Annotated in this window: 18 protein-coding genes; 11 read left to right on the plus strand and 7 right to left on the minus strand. The window is 32.8% G+C overall.

Translation table 11 applies throughout. From position 1 onward, the window contains the following. Window positions 1–20: 20 nt before the first annotated feature. The 4 genes from OIU80_RS13855 to trmD all read right to left on the minus strand — a co-directional run bounded on the left by OIU80_RS13855 (window position 21) and on the right by trmD (window position 6,382). Complete coding sequence (locus tag OIU80_RS13855; RefSeq protein ID WP_264287597.1) at window positions 21–2,402, minus strand: TonB-dependent receptor; 2,382 nt, start codon at window positions 2,400–2,402, stop codon at window positions 21–23. A 163-nt stretch (window positions 2,403–2,565) separates the two neighbouring features. Continuing rightward, window positions 2,566–4,788, minus strand: coding sequence for an NADP-dependent isocitrate dehydrogenase (locus tag OIU80_RS13860; RefSeq protein ID WP_264287598.1), 2,223 nt, complete (start codon window positions 4,786–4,788; stop codon window positions 2,566–2,568). 281 nt (window positions 4,789–5,069) lie between these two features. After that, window positions 5,070–5,420, minus strand: coding sequence for a 50S ribosomal protein L19 (rplS, locus tag OIU80_RS13865; protein ID WP_264287599.1), 351 nt, complete (start codon window positions 5,418–5,420; stop codon window positions 5,070–5,072). A 281-nt stretch (window positions 5,421–5,701) separates the two neighbouring features. Next, window positions 5,702–6,382 (minus strand): tRNA (guanosine(37)-N1)-methyltransferase TrmD, encoded by a 681-nt coding sequence (gene trmD, locus OIU80_RS13870; RefSeq protein WP_035622360.1) that lies wholly within the window; start codon window positions 6,380–6,382, stop codon window positions 5,702–5,704. A gap of 296 nt (window positions 6,383–6,678) precedes the next feature. Here trmD and OIU80_RS13875 point away from each other — a divergent pair, with 296 nt between their 5' ends. The 11 genes from OIU80_RS13875 to OIU80_RS13925 all read left to right on the plus strand — a co-directional run bounded on the left by OIU80_RS13875 (window position 6,679) and on the right by OIU80_RS13925 (window position 14,915). Further along, window positions 6,679–7,413: a hypothetical protein gene (locus OIU80_RS13875; RefSeq protein WP_264287600.1), complete on the plus strand. Its 735-nt coding sequence runs from the start codon at window positions 6,679–6,681 to the stop codon at window positions 7,411–7,413. A 96-nt stretch (window positions 7,414–7,509) separates the two neighbouring features. After that, window positions 7,510–8,364, plus strand: coding sequence for a class D beta-lactamase (blaOXA, locus tag OIU80_RS13880; RefSeq protein ID WP_264287601.1), 855 nt, complete (start codon window positions 7,510–7,512; stop codon window positions 8,362–8,364). A gap of 145 nt (window positions 8,365–8,509) precedes the next feature. Continuing rightward, window positions 8,510–9,190 carry a TIGR02117 family protein gene (locus OIU80_RS13885; RefSeq protein WP_264287602.1) on the plus strand — a complete coding sequence of 227 codons (681 nt, stop codon included), beginning with the start codon at window positions 8,510–8,512 and terminating at the stop codon, window positions 9,188–9,190. 82 nt (window positions 9,191–9,272) lie between these two features. After that, window positions 9,273–9,665, plus strand: coding sequence for an inner membrane protein YiaA (yiaA, locus tag OIU80_RS13890; protein ID WP_129539474.1), 393 nt, complete (start codon window positions 9,273–9,275; stop codon window positions 9,663–9,665). Window positions 9,666–9,779: 114 nt separating this feature from the next. Further along, complete coding sequence (locus OIU80_RS13895; RefSeq protein WP_264287603.1) at window positions 9,780–10,478, plus strand: aspartate/glutamate racemase family protein; 699 nt, start codon at window positions 9,780–9,782, stop codon at window positions 10,476–10,478. 57 nt (window positions 10,479–10,535) lie between these two features. Then, the gene (locus OIU80_RS13900) at window positions 10,536–10,886 is read left to right on the plus strand and encodes a cupin domain-containing protein (protein ID WP_264287604.1); all 351 of its coding nucleotides are present in this window, start codon (window positions 10,536–10,538) and stop codon (window positions 10,884–10,886) included. A 15-nt stretch (window positions 10,887–10,901) separates the two neighbouring features. Further along, the gene (locus OIU80_RS13905; protein ID WP_264287605.1) at window positions 10,902–11,774 is read left to right on the plus strand and encodes a sugar phosphate isomerase/epimerase family protein; all 873 of its coding nucleotides are present in this window, start codon (window positions 10,902–10,904) and stop codon (window positions 11,772–11,774) included. 311 nt (window positions 11,775–12,085) lie between these two features. Continuing rightward, window positions 12,086–13,225, plus strand: a complete 1,140-nt coding sequence (locus OIU80_RS13910; RefSeq protein WP_264287606.1) for an MFS transporter — start codon at window positions 12,086–12,088, stop codon at window positions 13,223–13,225. A 9-nt stretch (window positions 13,226–13,234) separates the two neighbouring features. Further along, window positions 13,235–13,540: a hypothetical protein gene (locus tag OIU80_RS13915; protein ID WP_264287607.1), complete on the plus strand. Its 306-nt coding sequence runs from the start codon at window positions 13,235–13,237 to the stop codon at window positions 13,538–13,540. A gap of 46 nt (window positions 13,541–13,586) precedes the next feature. Next, window positions 13,587–14,519: a peptidylprolyl isomerase gene (locus OIU80_RS13920; protein ID WP_264287608.1), complete on the plus strand. Its 933-nt coding sequence runs from the start codon at window positions 13,587–13,589 to the stop codon at window positions 14,517–14,519. Window positions 14,520–14,612: 93 nt separating this feature from the next. Continuing rightward, window positions 14,613–14,915, plus strand: a complete 303-nt coding sequence (locus OIU80_RS13925; RefSeq protein WP_264287609.1) for a cytochrome c — start codon at window positions 14,613–14,615, stop codon at window positions 14,913–14,915. Window positions 14,916–15,028: 113 nt separating this feature from the next. On the opposite strand, the gene OIU80_RS13930 is transcribed toward OIU80_RS13925, so the two are convergent. From OIU80_RS13930 to OIU80_RS13940, 3 genes are all read right to left on the minus strand, one after another. Continuing rightward, entirely contained in the window at window positions 15,029–15,427 is a 399-nt protein-coding gene (locus OIU80_RS13930) for a GreA/GreB family elongation factor (protein ID WP_264287610.1), read from the minus strand. A 395-nt stretch (window positions 15,428–15,822) separates the two neighbouring features. Further along, window positions 15,823–16,377, minus strand: coding sequence for a thioredoxin family protein (locus OIU80_RS13935; RefSeq protein ID WP_264287611.1), 555 nt, complete (start codon window positions 16,375–16,377; stop codon window positions 15,823–15,825). A 128-nt stretch (window positions 16,378–16,505) separates the two neighbouring features. Further along, window positions 16,506–17,399 carry an alpha/beta fold hydrolase gene (locus tag OIU80_RS13940; RefSeq protein ID WP_264287612.1) on the minus strand — a complete coding sequence of 298 codons (894 nt, stop codon included), beginning with the start codon at window positions 17,397–17,399 and terminating at the stop codon, window positions 16,506–16,508. Window positions 17,400–17,503 lie beyond the last annotated feature (104 nt).

Here is a 17,503-nt window from a genome sequence, read left to right on the forward strand (position 1 = left end):
TCTCTTTTAGGAGAGGTGAATTAAAATTTAAAATTATAGCTGACAGCAGGAACCATTCCGAAAATAGAAGTTTTTACAGCTTCATTATATCCTGTATCTTCATTTTGTCTGAAATTAATTGAAGCTGCATTTCGTCTGTTATAAAGATTATAAATGCTAAAAACCCATTCGCCTTTCCAGTTTCTGTCCTTGTTTGATCTTGGAGTTAATGTTGCCGAAATATCTAAGTGATGATAAGCTGGTAATCTGTTTTCATTTCGTAAACCATAATGAGGAACTTTAACGCCAAGATATTCATAGTATCCAGTTGGATAAGTTACTGGTTGTCCAGATTGCAATGCGAAATTAGCACCAAAAGACCATTTGTCATTTAGTGAATATGCAGTCGTTACAGCTAAATTATGTAGTTTATCGTAAACCGAATTATACCATTGTCCGTTATTAATTCCTGTTTCTTCAGGAGTTCTTCCTGGAGTTTGCTGTTCTGATTTGGATATCGTGTATGAAACCCATCCAGTTAGTTTTCCAGTATTCTTCTTGAACATTAATTCTACACCGTAAGAACGCATACGTCCATTTAAAAGTACTTGTTCAATAGCGTTATTCGCTATTAAATCTGCACCATCAATATAATCAAGTCTATTTTTAATTTTCTTATAGTATGTTTCGGCTTCAAGTGAGTAATCCCCATCCTGGAAATTTCTGAAATAACCTAAAGCTACCTGATCAGCAATTTGAGGTTTAATAAATTGGTCGCTAGGCATCCAGACATCAAGAGGAGTAGGAGATGAGGTATTTGATATTAATTGTAAGTATTGCGCCATTCTGTTATAGCTGGCTTTAACAGCTTGGTCTTCATTGATTTGGTATCCAATAGAAAAGCGAGGTTCTAAATTATTATAATCATAAATAGATTTGTTCTTGCCATAATATTGAGTTCCTATTGGGGTTGCCTTTTCGTAAATTTGTCTAACAGGATCAAAAACGACAGGATTATCATTCTCATATAAGTTAACTGACGAACCTCCTAAGCGATAAAACATGCTAAAACGAAGTCCGTATGAAAGCGTTAATTTTTTTGCAATTTGATTTTCTGCCTCAATATAAATTGCAGGCTCAAATGCATATTTCTTGTCTAATTGCTCTGAGTTGATTCTAATTTCTTCACCTGTTGGTTTAATAGTTCCCGGATTAAAATCATAGTAAATACCATTTATACCATAATTTAACTTGAATTTGTCTGAGATATAATTTTTGAAATCGTATTTGATATTGTAATTCTTGATACCAGAATCCCATTTGAATCCTACTAAATCTAAATCAAGTCCGTAATAATAATCACTGTAAATTAAAGATAGATTTGTAAAAAGTTTATCTGAAAATAAATGATTCCAACGTAAGTTTAAAGTAGTATTTCCGTAAGTATTTGCAAAGCTATTGGCTATGCTAAATACATCACGTCCAAAATAACCTGATAGATACAAACTGTTGTTGTCGTTTAATTTATAACTAAATTTAGCATTTAAGTCATAAAAATAAACAGAGTTATCTTTCATGTCTTCAGTTAGTTTTAGGAATAGATGCCCGTAAGAAGCTCTTCCTCCAATTAAGAATGATCCTTTATCTTTTACTAGCGGACCTTCAGCAAGAAGTCGGCTTGAAATTAATCCGATTCCACCATTCATATGGAAATCTTTACTATTTCCGTCTTTTTGATATATATCCAAAACTGAGGACGCTCTACCGCCGTAACGAGCAGGAATTCCTCCTTTATATAGTTTTAAATCTTTAATGGCATCTGGGTTAAATACAGAGAAGAATCCAAAAACGTGTGAAGAATTAAAAATAGTGGCTTCATCAAGAAGTATTAAATTTTGATCGGCACCACCTCCACGTACGTTAAATCCAGATGCACCTTCACCAGCATTAGTTACACCAGGAAGTAATAAAATTGATTTTAAGACATCAACTTCTCCCATCACAACAGGCATTTTTTTTATGGATGTAATAGAAAGTTTGTTTACACTCATTTCAGGAGTACGAGTATTGGCTCTTCCTCGATTATCAGTGATGACAACTTCTTGAAGTTCTTCGCCACCTTCTTTTAGTGAAAAATTGCTTTTAATATTTTTTGTCAAAGAAATGGTTTGTTCAAAAGATTGATATCCGACGTAACTTATTTCTATCTGATATTCTCCTTTTGGAGCTGTAATAGAGTAAAAACCATATTCGTTGGTTGTAGTACCTGTCTTTAATGAAGGAATGTATATGTTGACTCCGATTAGGGTTTCGTTATTTTTAGAGTCAGAAATTGTACCACTTAGGGTGAATTTTTCTTGCGCAATTGAAGAAAAAGAAACGAGAAATAGAATAAGTAATGAGCTAACTTTTTTTGAAATCATTGTTTAAATTTTGAATTACTTTATAAGACGTTATAAGGTAAAAATTATTACAAAATAAATGTTAAATGTGAGTTAAAAAAAAGACAACCGTTTCGGGTTGTCTTTTAGATATTGATTTGTAGAGAGGCACTGTACAGTGTGTCTCCATAATAAATTTTAATAGTTAAGCTATTTTAGCTAAAATTGAATTAAATGTTGGGCTTGGGCGCATTGCTTTGCTAGTTAATTCAGGATTTGGTTGGTAATAACCACCAATGTCTTGAGGTTTTCCTTGAGCAGCAATTAATTCAGCATTTATTTTAGCTTCATTTTCTGCAAATTCAGCGGCGATAGGAGTGAAGATCGCTTTTAATTCAGCATCTTTATTTTGAGCAGCCAAAGCTTGAGCCCAATAGAACGCTAAATAAAAGTGAGAACCACGGTTGTCTATTTGTCCAATTTTACGAGCTGGAGATTTATCGGTTGCAAGGAATTTGTCATTTGCCTCATCTAGAGTTTCAGCAAGAACAATTGCTTTAGAGTTGTTTAAGGTTTGACCTAAATGCTCTAAAGAAGCACCAAGAGCCAAAAATTCACCTAATGAATCCCAACGTAAATATCCTTCTTGTGTAAATTGCTCAACGTGTTTAGGAGCAGAACCTCCAGCACCTGTTTCAAACAATCCACCACCATTCATTAAAGGAACGATAGAAAGCATTTTAGCAGAAGTTCCAACTTCAAGAATTGGGAACAAATCTGTAAGGTAATCACGCAATACGTTTCCAGTTACAGAGATAGTATCTAATCCTTTAATTATTCTTTCAAGAGTAAAGTTTGTAGCATCAATTGGATTCATGATGCGGATATCTAAACCTGTAGTATCATAATCTTTAAGGTAAGTTTTTACTTTTTCGATTAATTCTCTATCGTGTGCTCTGTTTTCGTCTAACCAAAAAACTGCAGGAGTACTAGATAAACGAGCTCTGTTTACAGCTAATTTTACCCAGTCTTGAATAGGAGCGTCTTTTGCCTGACACATTCTAAAGATATCTTTATCTTCAACAGCTTGTTCCATTAATACAGTTCCGTTAGTATCAACAACACGAACAACACCATCACCTTTTACTTGGAAAGTTTTGTCATGAGATCCGTATTCTTCTGCTTTTTGAGCCATTAAGCCCACGTTTGGTACGCTTCCCATTGTAGTAGGATCAAAAGCACCATGTTTTTTACAAAAATCTATTGTTGCAGTATAAACACCAGCATAAGCACGGTCTGGAATAATAGCAACAGTATCTTGTTGGTTACCTTCTTTATTATACATCTGTCCAGAAGTACGAATCATAGCAGGCATAGAAGCATCAACAATTACATCCGATGGAACGTGTAAGTTTGTAATCCCTTTATCAGAGTTTACCATTGCAAGTGCTGGACCGTTAGCAATAGCTGCATCTAGTGCTGCTTCAACTTCGGCTTGTTGAGGTGTTCCTGCAATTTTTGCGTAAACATCACCCAATCCATTTCTTGTATCAATATTTAGTTCGCTAAATAAAGTAGCGTATTTTTCGAATACATCTTTAAAGTAAACTTCTACAATTGCACCAAAAATAATTGGATCAGAAACTTTCATCATTGTAGCTTTCAGGTGAACTGAAAGTAATATGTTTTCTTTTCTTGCTTCTTCGATAGTTGTAGCAACAAAGCTTTTTAAAGCATTTAAGTTTAATACAGCAGTATCAATAATTTCTCCTGCTTTTAGAGGAGTACTTTCTTTTAAAACAGTAGTAGTTCCGTCTTTAGCAATGAATTCAATTTTTACATCAGTAGGATTAGGAACAGTAAGTGATTTTTCACTTCCGTAAAAGTCACCATTTGGCATAGATGCAACATGAGTTTTTGAGTCAGGTGACCAAGCTCCCATTGAGTGTGGATTTGCTTTTGCAAAATTCTTCACAGCTCTTGGTGCTCTACGATCAGAGTTACCTTCACGTAAAACTGGGTTTACTGCAGAACCTAATACTTTAGAGTATTTAGCTTTAATTTCTTTTTCAGTATCGTTTTGAGGATCTTCAGGGAAATTTGGAATTTTATATCCATGAGATTGTAATTCGGCAATGGCAGCTTTTAATTGCGGAACCGAAGCCGAGATGTTTGGTAACTTAATGATGTTTGCTTCCGGTTTAGTAGCAAGTTGTCCTAACTCAGCCAAGGCGTCCCCTGTTTTTTGAGAATCGGTCAAGTACTCCGGGAAATTAGATAAAATTCGAGACACTAACGAAATGTCTCTAGTTTCAATAGCAATACCCGCTGTAGCAGTAAATTCTTGTACAATAGGCAAGAAAGAATAAGTCGCTAATAATGGCGCCTCATCAGTTAAGGTGTAAACAATTTTTGAATTCTGTGTCATTTTTTTTTCTTTTTTAATATAATCGTATCGTCAAAAAAATGACGATGTAAAAGGTATGATTGGCTCAAAATGAGCGAAGCAAATATAAGAAAAACAGTCCGAAAACGGTTGCGTTTTTTTTAGAATTCCTTAAATTAACAGATTGCCATTTTAAGTAGTTATAATTGACAATTCGATGGTTTTCAAGCCAAAGAACTACTGTTTTGATATTTTGTTTAGAACAAAAAAAATCCCGATTCATAAATAATGAATCGGGATCTTTATGGTAAAGAGATAATAAATTATCTTCTTCTGTCTCTAATCTTAGCTTTTTTACCAGTAAGTTCTCTGAAGTAGAAAATTCTAGCTCTACGTACAGCTCCTCTTTTGTTAACTTCAACTTTTTGTAAAGCTGGCAAGTTAACTGGGAAGATACGCTCTACACCAATAGCACCAGACATTTTACGAATAGTAAAAGTCTCTGTGTTACCAGAACCTCTTCTTTGAATAACAACTCCTTTAAAAAACTGAGTTCTTGTTTTTTCACCCTCTCTAATTTCGTAGTAAACTGTGATAGTATCTCCAGCTCCGAAAACAGGGAAATCTTTTTTTGCAACAAATTCGGTTTGAACGAATTTCATTAAATCTGCCATGATATCTTTAATTATGGTTTTGTAATAGAGCAACATACACGGATTTCGCCAGAGGTTGGTCTAATTTGGGTGCAAAAATACAACTTTAGTTTTAATTTGCAACTTTTTTTATTAGTACCAGTTTTTGGTGCCGGTTTTAAGTTACAGTACTCAGTATCAGTTTATAGGTAATAAGTTTATATAATATACTGTTGCAGTATTCAGCTTGGAGTATTTACTCTCAATTTTTAATATGCCAGTTTGTAAACTGTAACTGCATACTGTAAACTGAGACTAAAAACTTATTTCTCTTCTAGCAAGTCAGGGCGTCTGTTTTTAGTATGTTCATAAGCCATATCTTCTCTCCATTTATCAATTTTGGCAAAGTGACCGCTAGTTAAAACATCAGGAACTTTCCATCCTTTATAATCAGCAGGGCGAGTATATATAGGTCCAGACAATAAATTATCTTGAAAACTATCCGTTAAGGCAGAAGTTTCATCGCTTAAAACGCCTGGAATCAAACGAATCAAAGCATCCGATAAAACTAAAGCGCCTAATTCACCACCAGATAAAACATAATCGCCAATCGAAATTTCCTTAGTAATAAAATGATCACGCACACGCTGATCTACACCTTTATAATGACCACACAAAATGATAATGTTTTCAAGCATCGACATCGTGTTAGCCATTTTCTGGTTTAGCGTTTCTCCGTCAGGCGACATATATATAATCTCGTCGTACTCTCTTTCGCTTTTTAAATGTGTGATGCAAGCATCAATAGGCTGAACAGTCATTACCATTCCAGCGCCACCACCAAAAGGATAATCATCAACACTCTTCTGTTTATTGGTTGTATAGTCACGTAAATTATGAAAATGAACCTCGACAATACCTTTGTCAATAGCACGTTTCATAATCGAAGCTTCAAACGGGCTTCGCAATAATTCAGGTAAAACAGTAATAATATCTATGCGCATTTTTTCTTTTCAAAAGGTTCAAGGGTGCAAAGATACAAAGTTTTTTTCGCGAAGTAGAGAATCAAAGATTTTAGAAAGAAAGAGACAAGATTTAGAGAACGAAGAGAAGAGATTTAAAGAGTCAAGATATTTAATATTTAAACGAATTACGAATTAACATCTCACAATTAACCATTACTAATTCACAATTAGAATGCTAGGCTAGACACATCAGAAATCATGATTTTTGAAAGGGTATATTGTTTTTAATTGTATTTTCGGCTAAAGAAAATGGCTATAGTATATTGAAAATAAAAATGAACAGAGATTATACAAAAGATTATATAGAGCTGTCTAAAGAGTTTAGAAAATCCGATGCATCAACAGAAAGTATCGAGAAGCTTTATGATTTACTTTATGAATTAGAAAACGCCAACAGAACAAAACAGGATGATTTAGTACGTTCAAATACTTATGCTTTGTTAGGATTTCATAAATCCGCTTACGAAGTTTTTAAGACCGTTGCCGATTTAACCAATAGAAAAGAGGCAACCAAAATGTATGTAATGGAAGAAAAAGCCAAATCACACAAAGACAACTTCATTATAAAAGACATCAGGAAATATAGGGAAAAGAAAGAACAACCCAAACTAGAGTTGAGCGATTTTGTAGCATCAAAGAAGACTAAAAATAAATTTAAAATTGCCAATAAGAATATAGTTATATTTAATAAATTAACTGAAAAAGAGAAGGTTTCGGTTTATCTGCCTAATGAACATATTGAGGGTTATTTAGATAAAATTATCGACTATATTAATTGGTTGAGTAATTGTAAGACCGAGTTAATCGATTTTTATAATAATGAATGTAATGAAGATACAGCAAATGAAAACTGGTATGATACATTGGAAGTCTATAGTACAAGAATAATAATAGAAGATTCAAGGGATATTTTTTGTTCCATTTCAGGAGGAGATGATTTTTATCAAGACCATTTGTTGGATATTGAAATAACAAACAGTACAATAACGTCAATGATTTATAATGGGTAGAAGAATTATGAATTGATTTTAATTGCGCGCACGAGCATTGTCTCGTCCTAAAAAAAAATTACAATTAGAAATTCATAAAAAATAAAACAAACCAAAATGAAAACCCTTACACAAATATTATCTCTTTTTTTATTGATAAACCTAAACGTAAGTTGTCAATCTAAAAACAAAGAAACTAAGACTGAAACCAAAAAAGAAACAGGAAAAGACAAAGAAGTAATTGTTGCAGAGTTTGGTAAAATACTTGATAGTTTAAAAGTAAAAGGTTCAATATTAGTTTACGATAGTAGTAAAAAGACCTATTATTCTAATGATTTTGTTTGGGCAAAAAAAGGAAATATTCCAGCATCGACATTTAAAATTCCTAATTCGATTATTGCACTTGAGACAGGAGTTGTAAAAAGCGACTCGACAGTTTTTAAATGGAATGGAGAAAAACGATGGATGAAAGCTTGGGAACAAGATTTAACACTCAAGCAAGCGTTTCGAGTTTCGTGTGTACCATGTTATCAGGAAATCGCAAGAAAAGTTGGAGTGAAACGAATGAGAGCCTATCTAAAAAAGCTAGATTACAATACAATGGTTTTTGATACCCTGACGATTGATAATTTTTGGTTAGAAGGAAAGTCCAGAATTTCTCAATTCCAACAAATTGATTTCTTAAAAAGATTGTATCTGTCAGAATTACCTATTTCTAAAAGAACAGAATTGATAATGAAAGATATCATGGAAATTGAAAAGACTAATGATTATGTTTTAAGAGGAAAGACAGGTTTGTCTAATAGTGATGGAATCAAGAACGGTTGGTTTGTAGGTTATTTGGAAAACAAGAATGGAGTTTACTTTTTTGCAACAAATATAGAACCAACTAAAGAAACGAATCAAGATGATTTTATAGCAATCCGACTTAATGCAACCAAAGCGGCATTAAAAAATCTTCAAAAAAGATAAGTTTTTGGTCTTCTTTTTGCTAAACATTCATAATTAACAACTGAATTTTAGAAGGATTTATTATTTAAAAATAATTTTGTTTTATTAAATAAAATACTACTATTTTAGCGAAAAATTAGAAAATTAACTAACCACACAAACCACATTGAAAAAAGCCCTTAGAATTATTGGTAAAATACTACTTGCATTCGTAGCATTTATTTTATTGTACGTCGTTCTCGCCTATTCTGTTTCGAGAATTACGGTCGAAAGAGAACCAAATACCAAGGAAGAAGTTACTATTTATATCATGACAAATGGAGTTCATACTGATATTGTAGTTCCAACTCGTAATGAATTTATGGACTGGAGCAAAGAGATAAAGTATGAAAACACGATTTCTAAAGATACAACCTATCAATATCTAGCGATGGGATGGGGTGATAAAGGATTTTATCTAGAAACTCCAAATTGGTCAGATCTTAGAGCGTCTACAGCTCTTAAAGCAGCATCTGGATTAAGCAATACAGCAATACACGCAACCTATTTTTCGAATATTAAAGAAAACGAAAGCTGTAAAAAAATTATAATCAGTAAGGAGCAATACGTTCGCTTAACAGATTATATAAAAAACAGTTTCAAAAAAGATGAAAAAGGGCAATTTATACACATAAAAACAGATCAAAACTACGGTAAAAGAGATGCTTTTTATGAAGGAGCCGGAAGTTATAGTTTGCTTCATACTTGTAATACTTGGGCGAATAATGCGCTAAAAGCAAGTGGGCAAAGGTGTTGTTTTTGGACACCAATAGACTCAGCGATATTTTCGAAATATGAAGCCAAATAAAAAGAACCAACTGCTAAGAAGTATTTGCAAATAGTAATATTTCTAAAAATAAATTAACTCAACTATAAATTAAATTAAAAAAATGGTACAAAAAACGTCGAATGCATTTGTTGCAGCATCTTGGATTGCTATGGGAGCAGGAATTATTGGTTATTTAGTAGGGCTTGCCAGAGCTGAAATGTTATTAAATGAGAAAGGATATTATTTCACCGTTTTAATGTTCGGATTGTTCGCGGTAATTTCGTTGCAAAAAAGTGTAAGAGATAGATTAGAAGGGTTTCCTGTAACTGATATTTATTATGGAATTTGCTGGTTTGGAACAATTTTGGCAATTGCTTTATTAACGATAGGACTTTGGAATGCTACGATTTTGCCTAGCGAAAAAGGATTTTATGCTTTTGCATTTTTATTAGGGATTTTTGGAGCCATTGCAGTTCAAAAAAATACCAGAGATAACTTAGCTATTAAAGAATAAAAAAATACTTTTACAATAACGGTTTCAAACGATTTGAGTCACAGACTTATTTTATAATCGTTTGAAACCGTTTTGCTTTAGTGAAAGTTTGAAAATCAGTAAAAAAACTTAGTTATGAAAAAAATTGGGCTTGTAGGAGGTATTAGTTGGGTTTCGACAATAGACTATTATCGTTTTATAAATGAGGGAATAAATGAAAAATTAGGAGGTCTTAATTTTGCGGAATGTATTATTTACTCTTTAAATTTTGATGATTTTCAAAGAAATAATACAGAAAATAACTGGGATGTAACATTTGAACTGATAGCGAATGCTTGTAAGAGTCTAGAGAAAAGCGGAGCCGAAGCAATTATTTTATGTGCAAATACAGCACATGCAGTTGTAGAAAGAGTCGAAAAAGAGATTTCGTTGCCAATCATCCATATTGCAACAGCTACAGCAAATGAAATAAATAAAAAAGGATTAAAAAAAGTGGGGTTGTTGGGTACAAAATTCACGATGGAAATGGATTTTTACAAAGACAAACTTGCCGAACACAATATTGAGACAATTGTTCCTTTCCTTCAAGATGAGCGAGATTATATTCAGAAAACATTAAAAGAAGAATTAGGAAGAGGAATCATAAATGAGCAGACTAAAAGAGCTTATATTATGGTGATTAATAAATTGATAGAAAATGGTGCCGAAGGAATTATTCTTGGTTGTACCGAAATACCAATGATTATAAGTCAGGATGATGTTTCAGTTCCAGTTTTTGATACAACAAAAATTCATTCAGATGCAGCAGTAAAATTTGCTTTGTCATTAGATTAACGAATTTAATGATGATGAGGTAGAAAAAATAAATAGAAATGTTAAACTAAAAGTACTATGGAAAGTTTTGGAGCAAGCGAAAAATTCCTTTTTAATGATGAAATAGAATGGGAAGTTGTAGGAGAAGGAATCAAACGTAAGATAATGGCTTACGACGATAACGTAATGTTGGTAAATGTTCATTTTGAAAAAGGAGGCATTGGAGTGTTACACGAACACTATCATTCGCAAGTTACATATGTAACGAGTGGAATATTTGATGTGACCATTGATAATGAAACAAAAACATTAAAAGGAGGAGATAGTTTTTATATTCCGCCACATGCAATACATGGAGTAGTTTGTTTAGAAAGCGGACTTTTAACAGATGTTTTTAGCCCAATTCGTGAAGACTTTATGAAAAAGTAAAATAGTATTAAATTTATGGTATCAAGAAGAAGCTTCGTAATCAATGCAAGTATGGCAGCAGCTACGGTTTGTTTAATTCCATCATTTGCTTTTACTTTCAATAAAAAAACAATTGGATTGCAGTTGTATACTTTAAGGGATGAACTGCCCAAAGATGTGAAAGGAACTCTGGAGAAAGTAGCAGAAGCTGGATATACTGAAGTTGAATTGTATGGATTTTCAATTAAAGATAAGTTTTGGGGATTGTCAGCTCAAGAGTTAAAGAAATTACTAGACGCAAATGGGTTAAAAGCAGTGAGTGGTCATTACGGATTAGGAACGTATTTATCCGACGGAAATACTACGGAGCTTGAAGTAGCGATAAAAGCGGCTAAAGTTTTAAATAGCGAGTATATAACGGTGCCTTGGCTGGATGAAAGTTTAAGGAAAAGTGCCGATGATTACAAAAGAATAGCTTCGTTATTAAATAAAGCTGGAGAAATGTGTAAAGAAGCAGGATTAAAATTAGCGTATCATAATCATGATTTTGAGTTTAAGAAATACAATGGTGTGACAGGATATGAAATTTTGCTAAAAGAGACGGATAAAAATTTAGTCTATTTTGAAATGGATCTATATTGGATGGCATATTCTAAAAATGACCCCATAGAATTGTTTAAACAAAATGAGGGACGTTTTACGATGTGGCATGTAAAAGACATGGATAAAAATAATGCCACTTTAAATGCAGAGATCGGCTCAGGTAGTATAGATTTCAAATCTATTTTTGCAGAAGCGAAACGATCAGGAATGAAATATTTATTCGTAGAACAAGAAACTAATTATAAATCGAATGCTATTGAATCGATAAAAACTAGTTGTAGATTCATTGAAAAAGAACTGATTTAGTCTGTTGGTGTAATTTTATTCTAACACATAGAATCATAGTTTGCTAAGTGTGAAAAAAGGATGTTTCACTCAAAATAAAACGCATAGTTCTATGCGGAAAAAAAATATAATTTTCTAGGAAATTCGTTCAGGTTTAGTTTTAAATCTATGTTTCTATGTATATGTAATTACTTAGTTTAGTCTATTGGTTTGTAAAAGATTAAAATGTAGTTGAGGTTTGTTAGGAAAAAATTATACTTTATTTTAAGTTTAGATAAAAAGGAGAATAGTATTTTTGCAAAATGAATTTATCCAAAACTAGTGTCATGTTTATGGCAGTTTGCACTGGACTTATAGTTGCAAACCTTTATTATTGTCAGCCTTTAATTGTTTTAATTGCCAATGAATTTAAGATTCCCGAAGCTGATGCGGGAACAATCACCTATCTTACTCAAGCAGGTTATGCCATCGGACTTTTCTTTATGGTGCCGCTTGGAGACAAAATCGAAAGAAAAAAACAAATTTTGATAACCACGCTTGCAACAGTAGTTGCTTTGGTTATAGCAGCTACAGCCCAAAGTTTTTTAGTTTTAGAAATTGCATCGCTTCTTATCGGAATCACCTCCATAGTTCCTCAGTTAATTTTGCCTTTGGCAGCTTCTTTGAGTGATCCTAGTGAGCGAGGTAAAGTTGTAGGAACAATTATGAGTGGTTTGCTTGTTGGGATTTTATTATCAAGAACTTTAAGCGGAATTATAGGAGATATTTGGGGTTGGAGATCTATGTTTTGGATTGCGGCAGGGATATGTTTACTTATCTTTTTTGTTATGCAAAAACAATTCCCGTATAATAAACCAGTATTTCATGGCTCATATGGACAATTATTACAGTCGCTTTTTACACTTATAAAAACACAGCCATTATTAAGAGAAGCTACCTTGATCAACGCATTTTGTTTTGCACAGTTTGGGGCTTTCTGGACAACAATGGTATTGTTATTATCAGATGCTCCTTTTCATTTTACCAGTTCAACAATTGGTCTTTTTGGAATAGTTGGTGCTACAGGAGCTTTAGCAGCTCCATTAGTGGGAAGGCTAGGAGATAAAGGAAATTCAAGAATAGCAGTAGGATATGGTTGTTTAATGATGTTAATTAGTTTTATTGTTTTCTACTTTTCAGGAAATAGTATAGTAGGAATAATTATCGGAATAGTTTGTATTGATATAGGGATTCAAGGAGTTCATATTTCTAACCAAACCAGAGTTTATTCGTTATTACCAGAAGCTAGAAATAGATTAAATACAGTATTTATGTCATTCAGCTTTTTAGGAACAGCAGCAGGTTCAGCTTACGGATTGTTTTTATGGAAAGTAGGAGGATGGCATGCAGTAACTATAGGATGTGCTGTTTTGGCATTATTGGCATTAACAGTTTATGGATTAACATATAAAAAAACGAATTCGAAAGGATAAGATTTTAAGATGAAAAAGATAATGGTTCTCATTAGTTTTCTTTTATTAAGCCAGTGGTGTGTAAGCTGTAAAAAGACGCTTACTGATGAGCAGATAAAAGGCTATTTTTGGAAATGTGGAGAACCTTGCGGACTGGGAGATGTTATAGTATTTAATGAAAATACACTTCTTAGAAACGATACCATATTTTTGAATCAGATTCCCTATGGGAAAATTGTAAAGAGAACTAATAAATTTGATGAGGATACTAAAATATCAGTTGTCAATCTTGAAAATCCAGTTATTAAAGATACTTGTATTTTTCACGCAAAATGATATAGAATTAATTCGTAAATTTGCACATCAATAAAAAATATATACAATGGAAAACGGAATATACGCTAAATTCAATACCACTAAAGGTTCGATTTTAGTAAAATTAGCTCACGATTTAACACCAGGAACAGTTGGTAACTTCGTTGGATTAGCAGAAGGAAATTTAGAAAATAAAATTAAACCACAAGGAAATAAATATTACGACGGATTGAAATTTCACCGTGTAATTCCTGATTTCATGATTCAAGGTGGATGTCCACAAGGAACAGGAACAGGTGGTCCTGGTTATAGCTTTGATGATGAATTTCACCCAAGTTTAAAACATGATAAACCAGGAGTTTTAGCAATGGCAAATTCAGGACCAGCAAGTAATGGTTCTCAATTTTACATTACACACGTTCCGACAAGTTGGTTAGACGGAAAACATACTGTTTTTGGTCACGTTGTAGAAGGACAGGATATTGTTGATTCAATTGCTCAAGGAGATGATTTAACTAGTGTTGAAATTGTAAGAGTAGGAGAAGAAGCTGAAAAATGGAATGCTATCGAAGCTTTTATTACTTTTAAAGGAGAGCGTAACAAGCGTGATGCTGCTATGAAAGCAGAAGCAGAAGCTGCAATAGAAAAACTTGCTGCAGGTTTTGAAAAAACAGAAAGCGGTTTACGTTACCAATTTATCCAAAGAGGTGATGGTAAAAAAGCTGAGAATGGAAAGACAGTTGCAGTTCACTATGAAGGTTCATTAGATAACGGTAAAGTATTTGATTCTTCTTATCCAAGAAAAAAACCAATCGAATTTAAATTAGGTCAAGGTCAGGTTATCGAAGGTTGGGATGAAGGAATTGCTTTGTTGAAAGTTGGAGATAAAGCACGTTTCGTAATTCCATCGCACTTAGGATATGGTCCATCTGGAGCAGGAGGAGTTATTCCACCAAACGCAAACTTAATTTTCGACGTTGAATTAATGGACGTTAAATAATAAAAAAATAAGCAAAATTATATTTTGTAATATTTGAATCCCAAAGCGAGAGTTTTGGGATTTTTTTTATATTTACTCCAAAAAAAACTAAAAATGAAATCAAGAATCTTAACCATAGCAGCACTAGCTGTGATTGTTTTTTCGTGTGCTACTAAAAAAGAAGTTGCAAAAGTTGTAGAAACTGCTGAGTCAGTAAAAGTGGCTGAAATTACTCCAGCAGTTGCCGGAGGACAGAATTTGTATGATAATAATTGTGGCAAATGCCATAAATTATTTAAAGCAACTGATTTTACAAAAGAAGACTGGAAACCTATCTTGGTGCGTATGCAAAAGAAAGCACATCTTGATGATACACAAATGGCTTCGATTTCAGATTATATTACTTCGCAATTGTAGAAGTATTTATATATAATCAGTATCATGAAACTATTCGGTGGGATATCTGGATAGTTTTTTTTGTTTTAAATCAGGCATAAAAAAACACCTTCACAAGTGAGGTGTTTAAAAAATTATTGATTGCTTACAGGCAGTACATTAGATACAGCAATTATTTTTAAAGTTTTTATTCCAGCAGGTAATTCCCAATCAACTTCATCATTTTCTTTAAAGCCAATTATAGCAACACTTAAAGGTGCCAGAATAGAAATTTTTCCTTGTTTTACGTCAGCATTTGAAGGTAAGACAATTTGAATTTTCATTTGTTTCTTAGCTTTAACATCTTCAATGGTAACGTGAGAATTGATTCTTACAATTGAATCGTCCAGGATGTCTCCTTTGCTAATAATAGCTCGATCCAATTCTTGAGCAAGTTGCCCAACTTCTTTAGAGTTTGTAGCGTTTTTACTCTTTAGGATTAATTCCCTCAAGAGTTGATAATCTGTTGTACAGAAAGTGGGTGTTGGTTTCATATCTATTGTGTTTTTTTATTTGAATGAGATTTTTTGTTTTAGGCAATCTCAAAAACCTTGTATTTGAGTTAAATTAAAATACAGATTAATGTTTATTTGTAAATGTGAAATTTATGAAATTGTAAAATGCGTAGAAATTATAATGCAAAGAGAGAATTCTTTGTAAATAAAATAAAATAACTAAATTTTAAAATGTAATCCTCCGCCTGAAAGAAGAAATTGAAATAGACGGAGGCCTAATTAACGAAGGCCTTGGTGTGCGAATTTAATACAACGACACGTGGTTTTCTTGTATAAGAAAACAACAACGAAATAACCGTCAATTGTATAATGCTCAACATGAGATGATTTATTATGATTTGCAAAGTTAATCAAACTTATTTAATGAATAGTCTTTATTTCCATTTAATATTGCACCCCATACTTGGTTTCTGTGGGTTTTTGATATTTCGGTTATAAATTAAGGAATCTATAGCATTTCTTAAATCACTTCCACTAAGAGTAATTCCGTTTCCAGGTCTTGAATCATCTAGTTGTCCGCGATAAAATAATTTATCCTGATTGTCAAATAAGAAAAAATCAGGCGTACAAGCAGCGTCATAAGCTTTGGCAACTTCTTGGGTTTCATCATATAGATATGGGAAGTCTATTTTATGAGTAAACGCAAATTCGGTCATAAAATCAGGTCCATCCTGAGGATATTGAATAACATCATTGCTAGAAATTGCTATAACCCCTATTCCTTGCACACGATAATCATTAGCAATCATAACAACCTCCTCGATTACGTGAAGCACAAATGGGCAATGATTACATATAAACATAACAAGAGTTCCCTTCGTGCCTTTTAAGTCGTCATAAGAGTACTCAAAATTAGAATTGGTATCTTTTAGTTTAAACTTTGGAGCCAGAGTACCAAGTGGTAACATGTTTGAAGTAGTTCGTGCCATTATTGTAGAATAATTAATTTATTCAAATTTAACTTTAAAATTCTGCATAAGAGGGCATAAATATCAAAAAAATATCCAAAGAAGCTTTTATTTGTTAGTAATTAGCTCTTTGGATATTTATACGTTTTTTATGAATTTAAAAAACTCAGTAAATCTGAATTTAGTTTGTCTCTTTCTGTGTAAAATAAGCCATGTGGGGCGCCTTCATAAATAATATATGTGTTATCATTAATTGCTTCGGCAGCTTTTTTAGATGTAAGTTCAATAGGAACTATTTTATCGGCATCACCATGAATAATTAAGGTCGGTACATTTATGGAGTCAAGTTCATCTCTAAAATCAGTTGTCGAAAAAGATTCAGCACATTTTAATGTAGCTCTTGGAGAAGCAAAAGAACATAACATTCTGTAATATTCTAATAACACAGTGCTTAATGGGCGGTTAATGATTGTAACTCCAAAAAATGTTTTTCCAAAATTATCCAAAAATTCTATTCTGTCCTCTTTGATGGCGTTTGCTGTTGCGTCACTTTTTTCTTTTGGGCGGCCTTCTGGATTATCATCTGTTTTTGGTAAATAAGGTATAACTGACGAAATAAGAGCTGCTTTTGTAACTCCTTTTCCGTTATGACGGCTAAAATAGCGTACTACTTCGCCACCACCCATAGAAAAACCTACCAGAGTTGCATCTTCTAACTCTAGTTGCTCGATAATTTCTTTTAAGTCATCGGTTAAGCTATCATAGTCATATCCGTCCCAAGGTTGTGAAGATTTACCAAAACCGCGACGATCATAGGCGATTACTCTATAGTTATTTTGAACTAAAAAGTCTATTTGATATTCCCACATTTCATTAGAAAGAGGCCAGCCATGAATAAGTATAACGGGTTTTCCTTGTCCATAATCTTTTACATATAGTTTTACATTTGATGCTGTTTCTATATATTTGTCTGTAGATGGTTGCAATAAGTTAAACTTAGAATCTCTTAGAGATTGGCTGGTATTAATTTGAAGATTTTCCATTTTTTTATTTTTTAATTAAAGGGTATTAAATTACTTCTGTATAAGTAAAAGTAAAAGCTATAAAAAAATATACGTTATATAATTAACTGCAATGCTTACAATAT

It is taken from the genome of Flavobacterium frigoritolerans, from assembly GCF_025847275.1.
GTDB lineage: Bacteria > Bacteroidota > Bacteroidia > Flavobacteriales > Flavobacteriaceae > Flavobacterium > Flavobacterium frigoritolerans.

Excerpts from the sequence above, each read along its gene's own strand:
- OIU80_RS13855 (WP_264287597.1), bottom strand. The coding sequence starts at position 2,402 with ATGATTTCAAAAAAAGTTAGCTCATTACTTATTCTATTTCTCGTTTCT.
- OIU80_RS13860 (WP_264287598.1), bottom strand. The coding sequence starts at position 4,788 with ATGACACAGAATTCAAAAATTGTTTACACCTTAACTGATGAGGCGCCA.
- rplS (WP_264287599.1), bottom strand. The coding sequence starts at position 5,420 with ATGGCAGATTTAATGAAATTCGTTCAAACCGAATTTGTTGCAAAAAAA.
- trmD (WP_035622360.1), bottom strand. The coding sequence starts at position 6,382 with ATGCGCATAGATATTATTACTGTTTTACCTGAATTATTGCGAAGCCCG.
- OIU80_RS13875 (WP_264287600.1), top strand. The coding sequence starts at position 6,679 with ATGAACAGAGATTATACAAAAGATTATATAGAGCTGTCTAAAGAGTTT.
- blaOXA (WP_264287601.1), top strand. The coding sequence starts at position 7,510 with ATGAAAACCCTTACACAAATATTATCTCTTTTTTTATTGATAAACCTA.
- yiaA (WP_129539474.1), top strand. The coding sequence starts at position 9,273 with ATGGTACAAAAAACGTCGAATGCATTTGTTGCAGCATCTTGGATTGCT.
- OIU80_RS13895 (WP_264287603.1), top strand. The coding sequence starts at position 9,780 with ATGAAAAAAATTGGGCTTGTAGGAGGTATTAGTTGGGTTTCGACAATA.
- OIU80_RS13900 (WP_264287604.1), top strand. The coding sequence starts at position 10,536 with ATGGAAAGTTTTGGAGCAAGCGAAAAATTCCTTTTTAATGATGAAATA.
- OIU80_RS13905 (WP_264287605.1), top strand. The coding sequence starts at position 10,902 with ATGGTATCAAGAAGAAGCTTCGTAATCAATGCAAGTATGGCAGCAGCT.
- OIU80_RS13910 (WP_264287606.1), top strand. The coding sequence starts at position 12,086 with ATGGCAGTTTGCACTGGACTTATAGTTGCAAACCTTTATTATTGTCAG.
- OIU80_RS13915 (WP_264287607.1), top strand. The coding sequence starts at position 13,235 with ATGAAAAAGATAATGGTTCTCATTAGTTTTCTTTTATTAAGCCAGTGG.
- OIU80_RS13920 (WP_264287608.1), top strand. The coding sequence starts at position 13,587 with ATGGAAAACGGAATATACGCTAAATTCAATACCACTAAAGGTTCGATT.
- OIU80_RS13925 (WP_264287609.1), top strand. The coding sequence starts at position 14,613 with ATGAAATCAAGAATCTTAACCATAGCAGCACTAGCTGTGATTGTTTTT.
- OIU80_RS13930 (WP_264287610.1), bottom strand. The coding sequence starts at position 15,427 with ATGAAACCAACACCCACTTTCTGTACAACAGATTATCAACTCTTGAGG.
- OIU80_RS13935 (WP_264287611.1), bottom strand. The coding sequence starts at position 16,377 with ATGGCACGAACTACTTCAAACATGTTACCACTTGGTACTCTGGCTCCA.
- OIU80_RS13940 (WP_264287612.1), bottom strand. The coding sequence starts at position 17,399 with ATGGAAAATCTTCAAATTAATACCAGCCAATCTCTAAGAGATTCTAAG.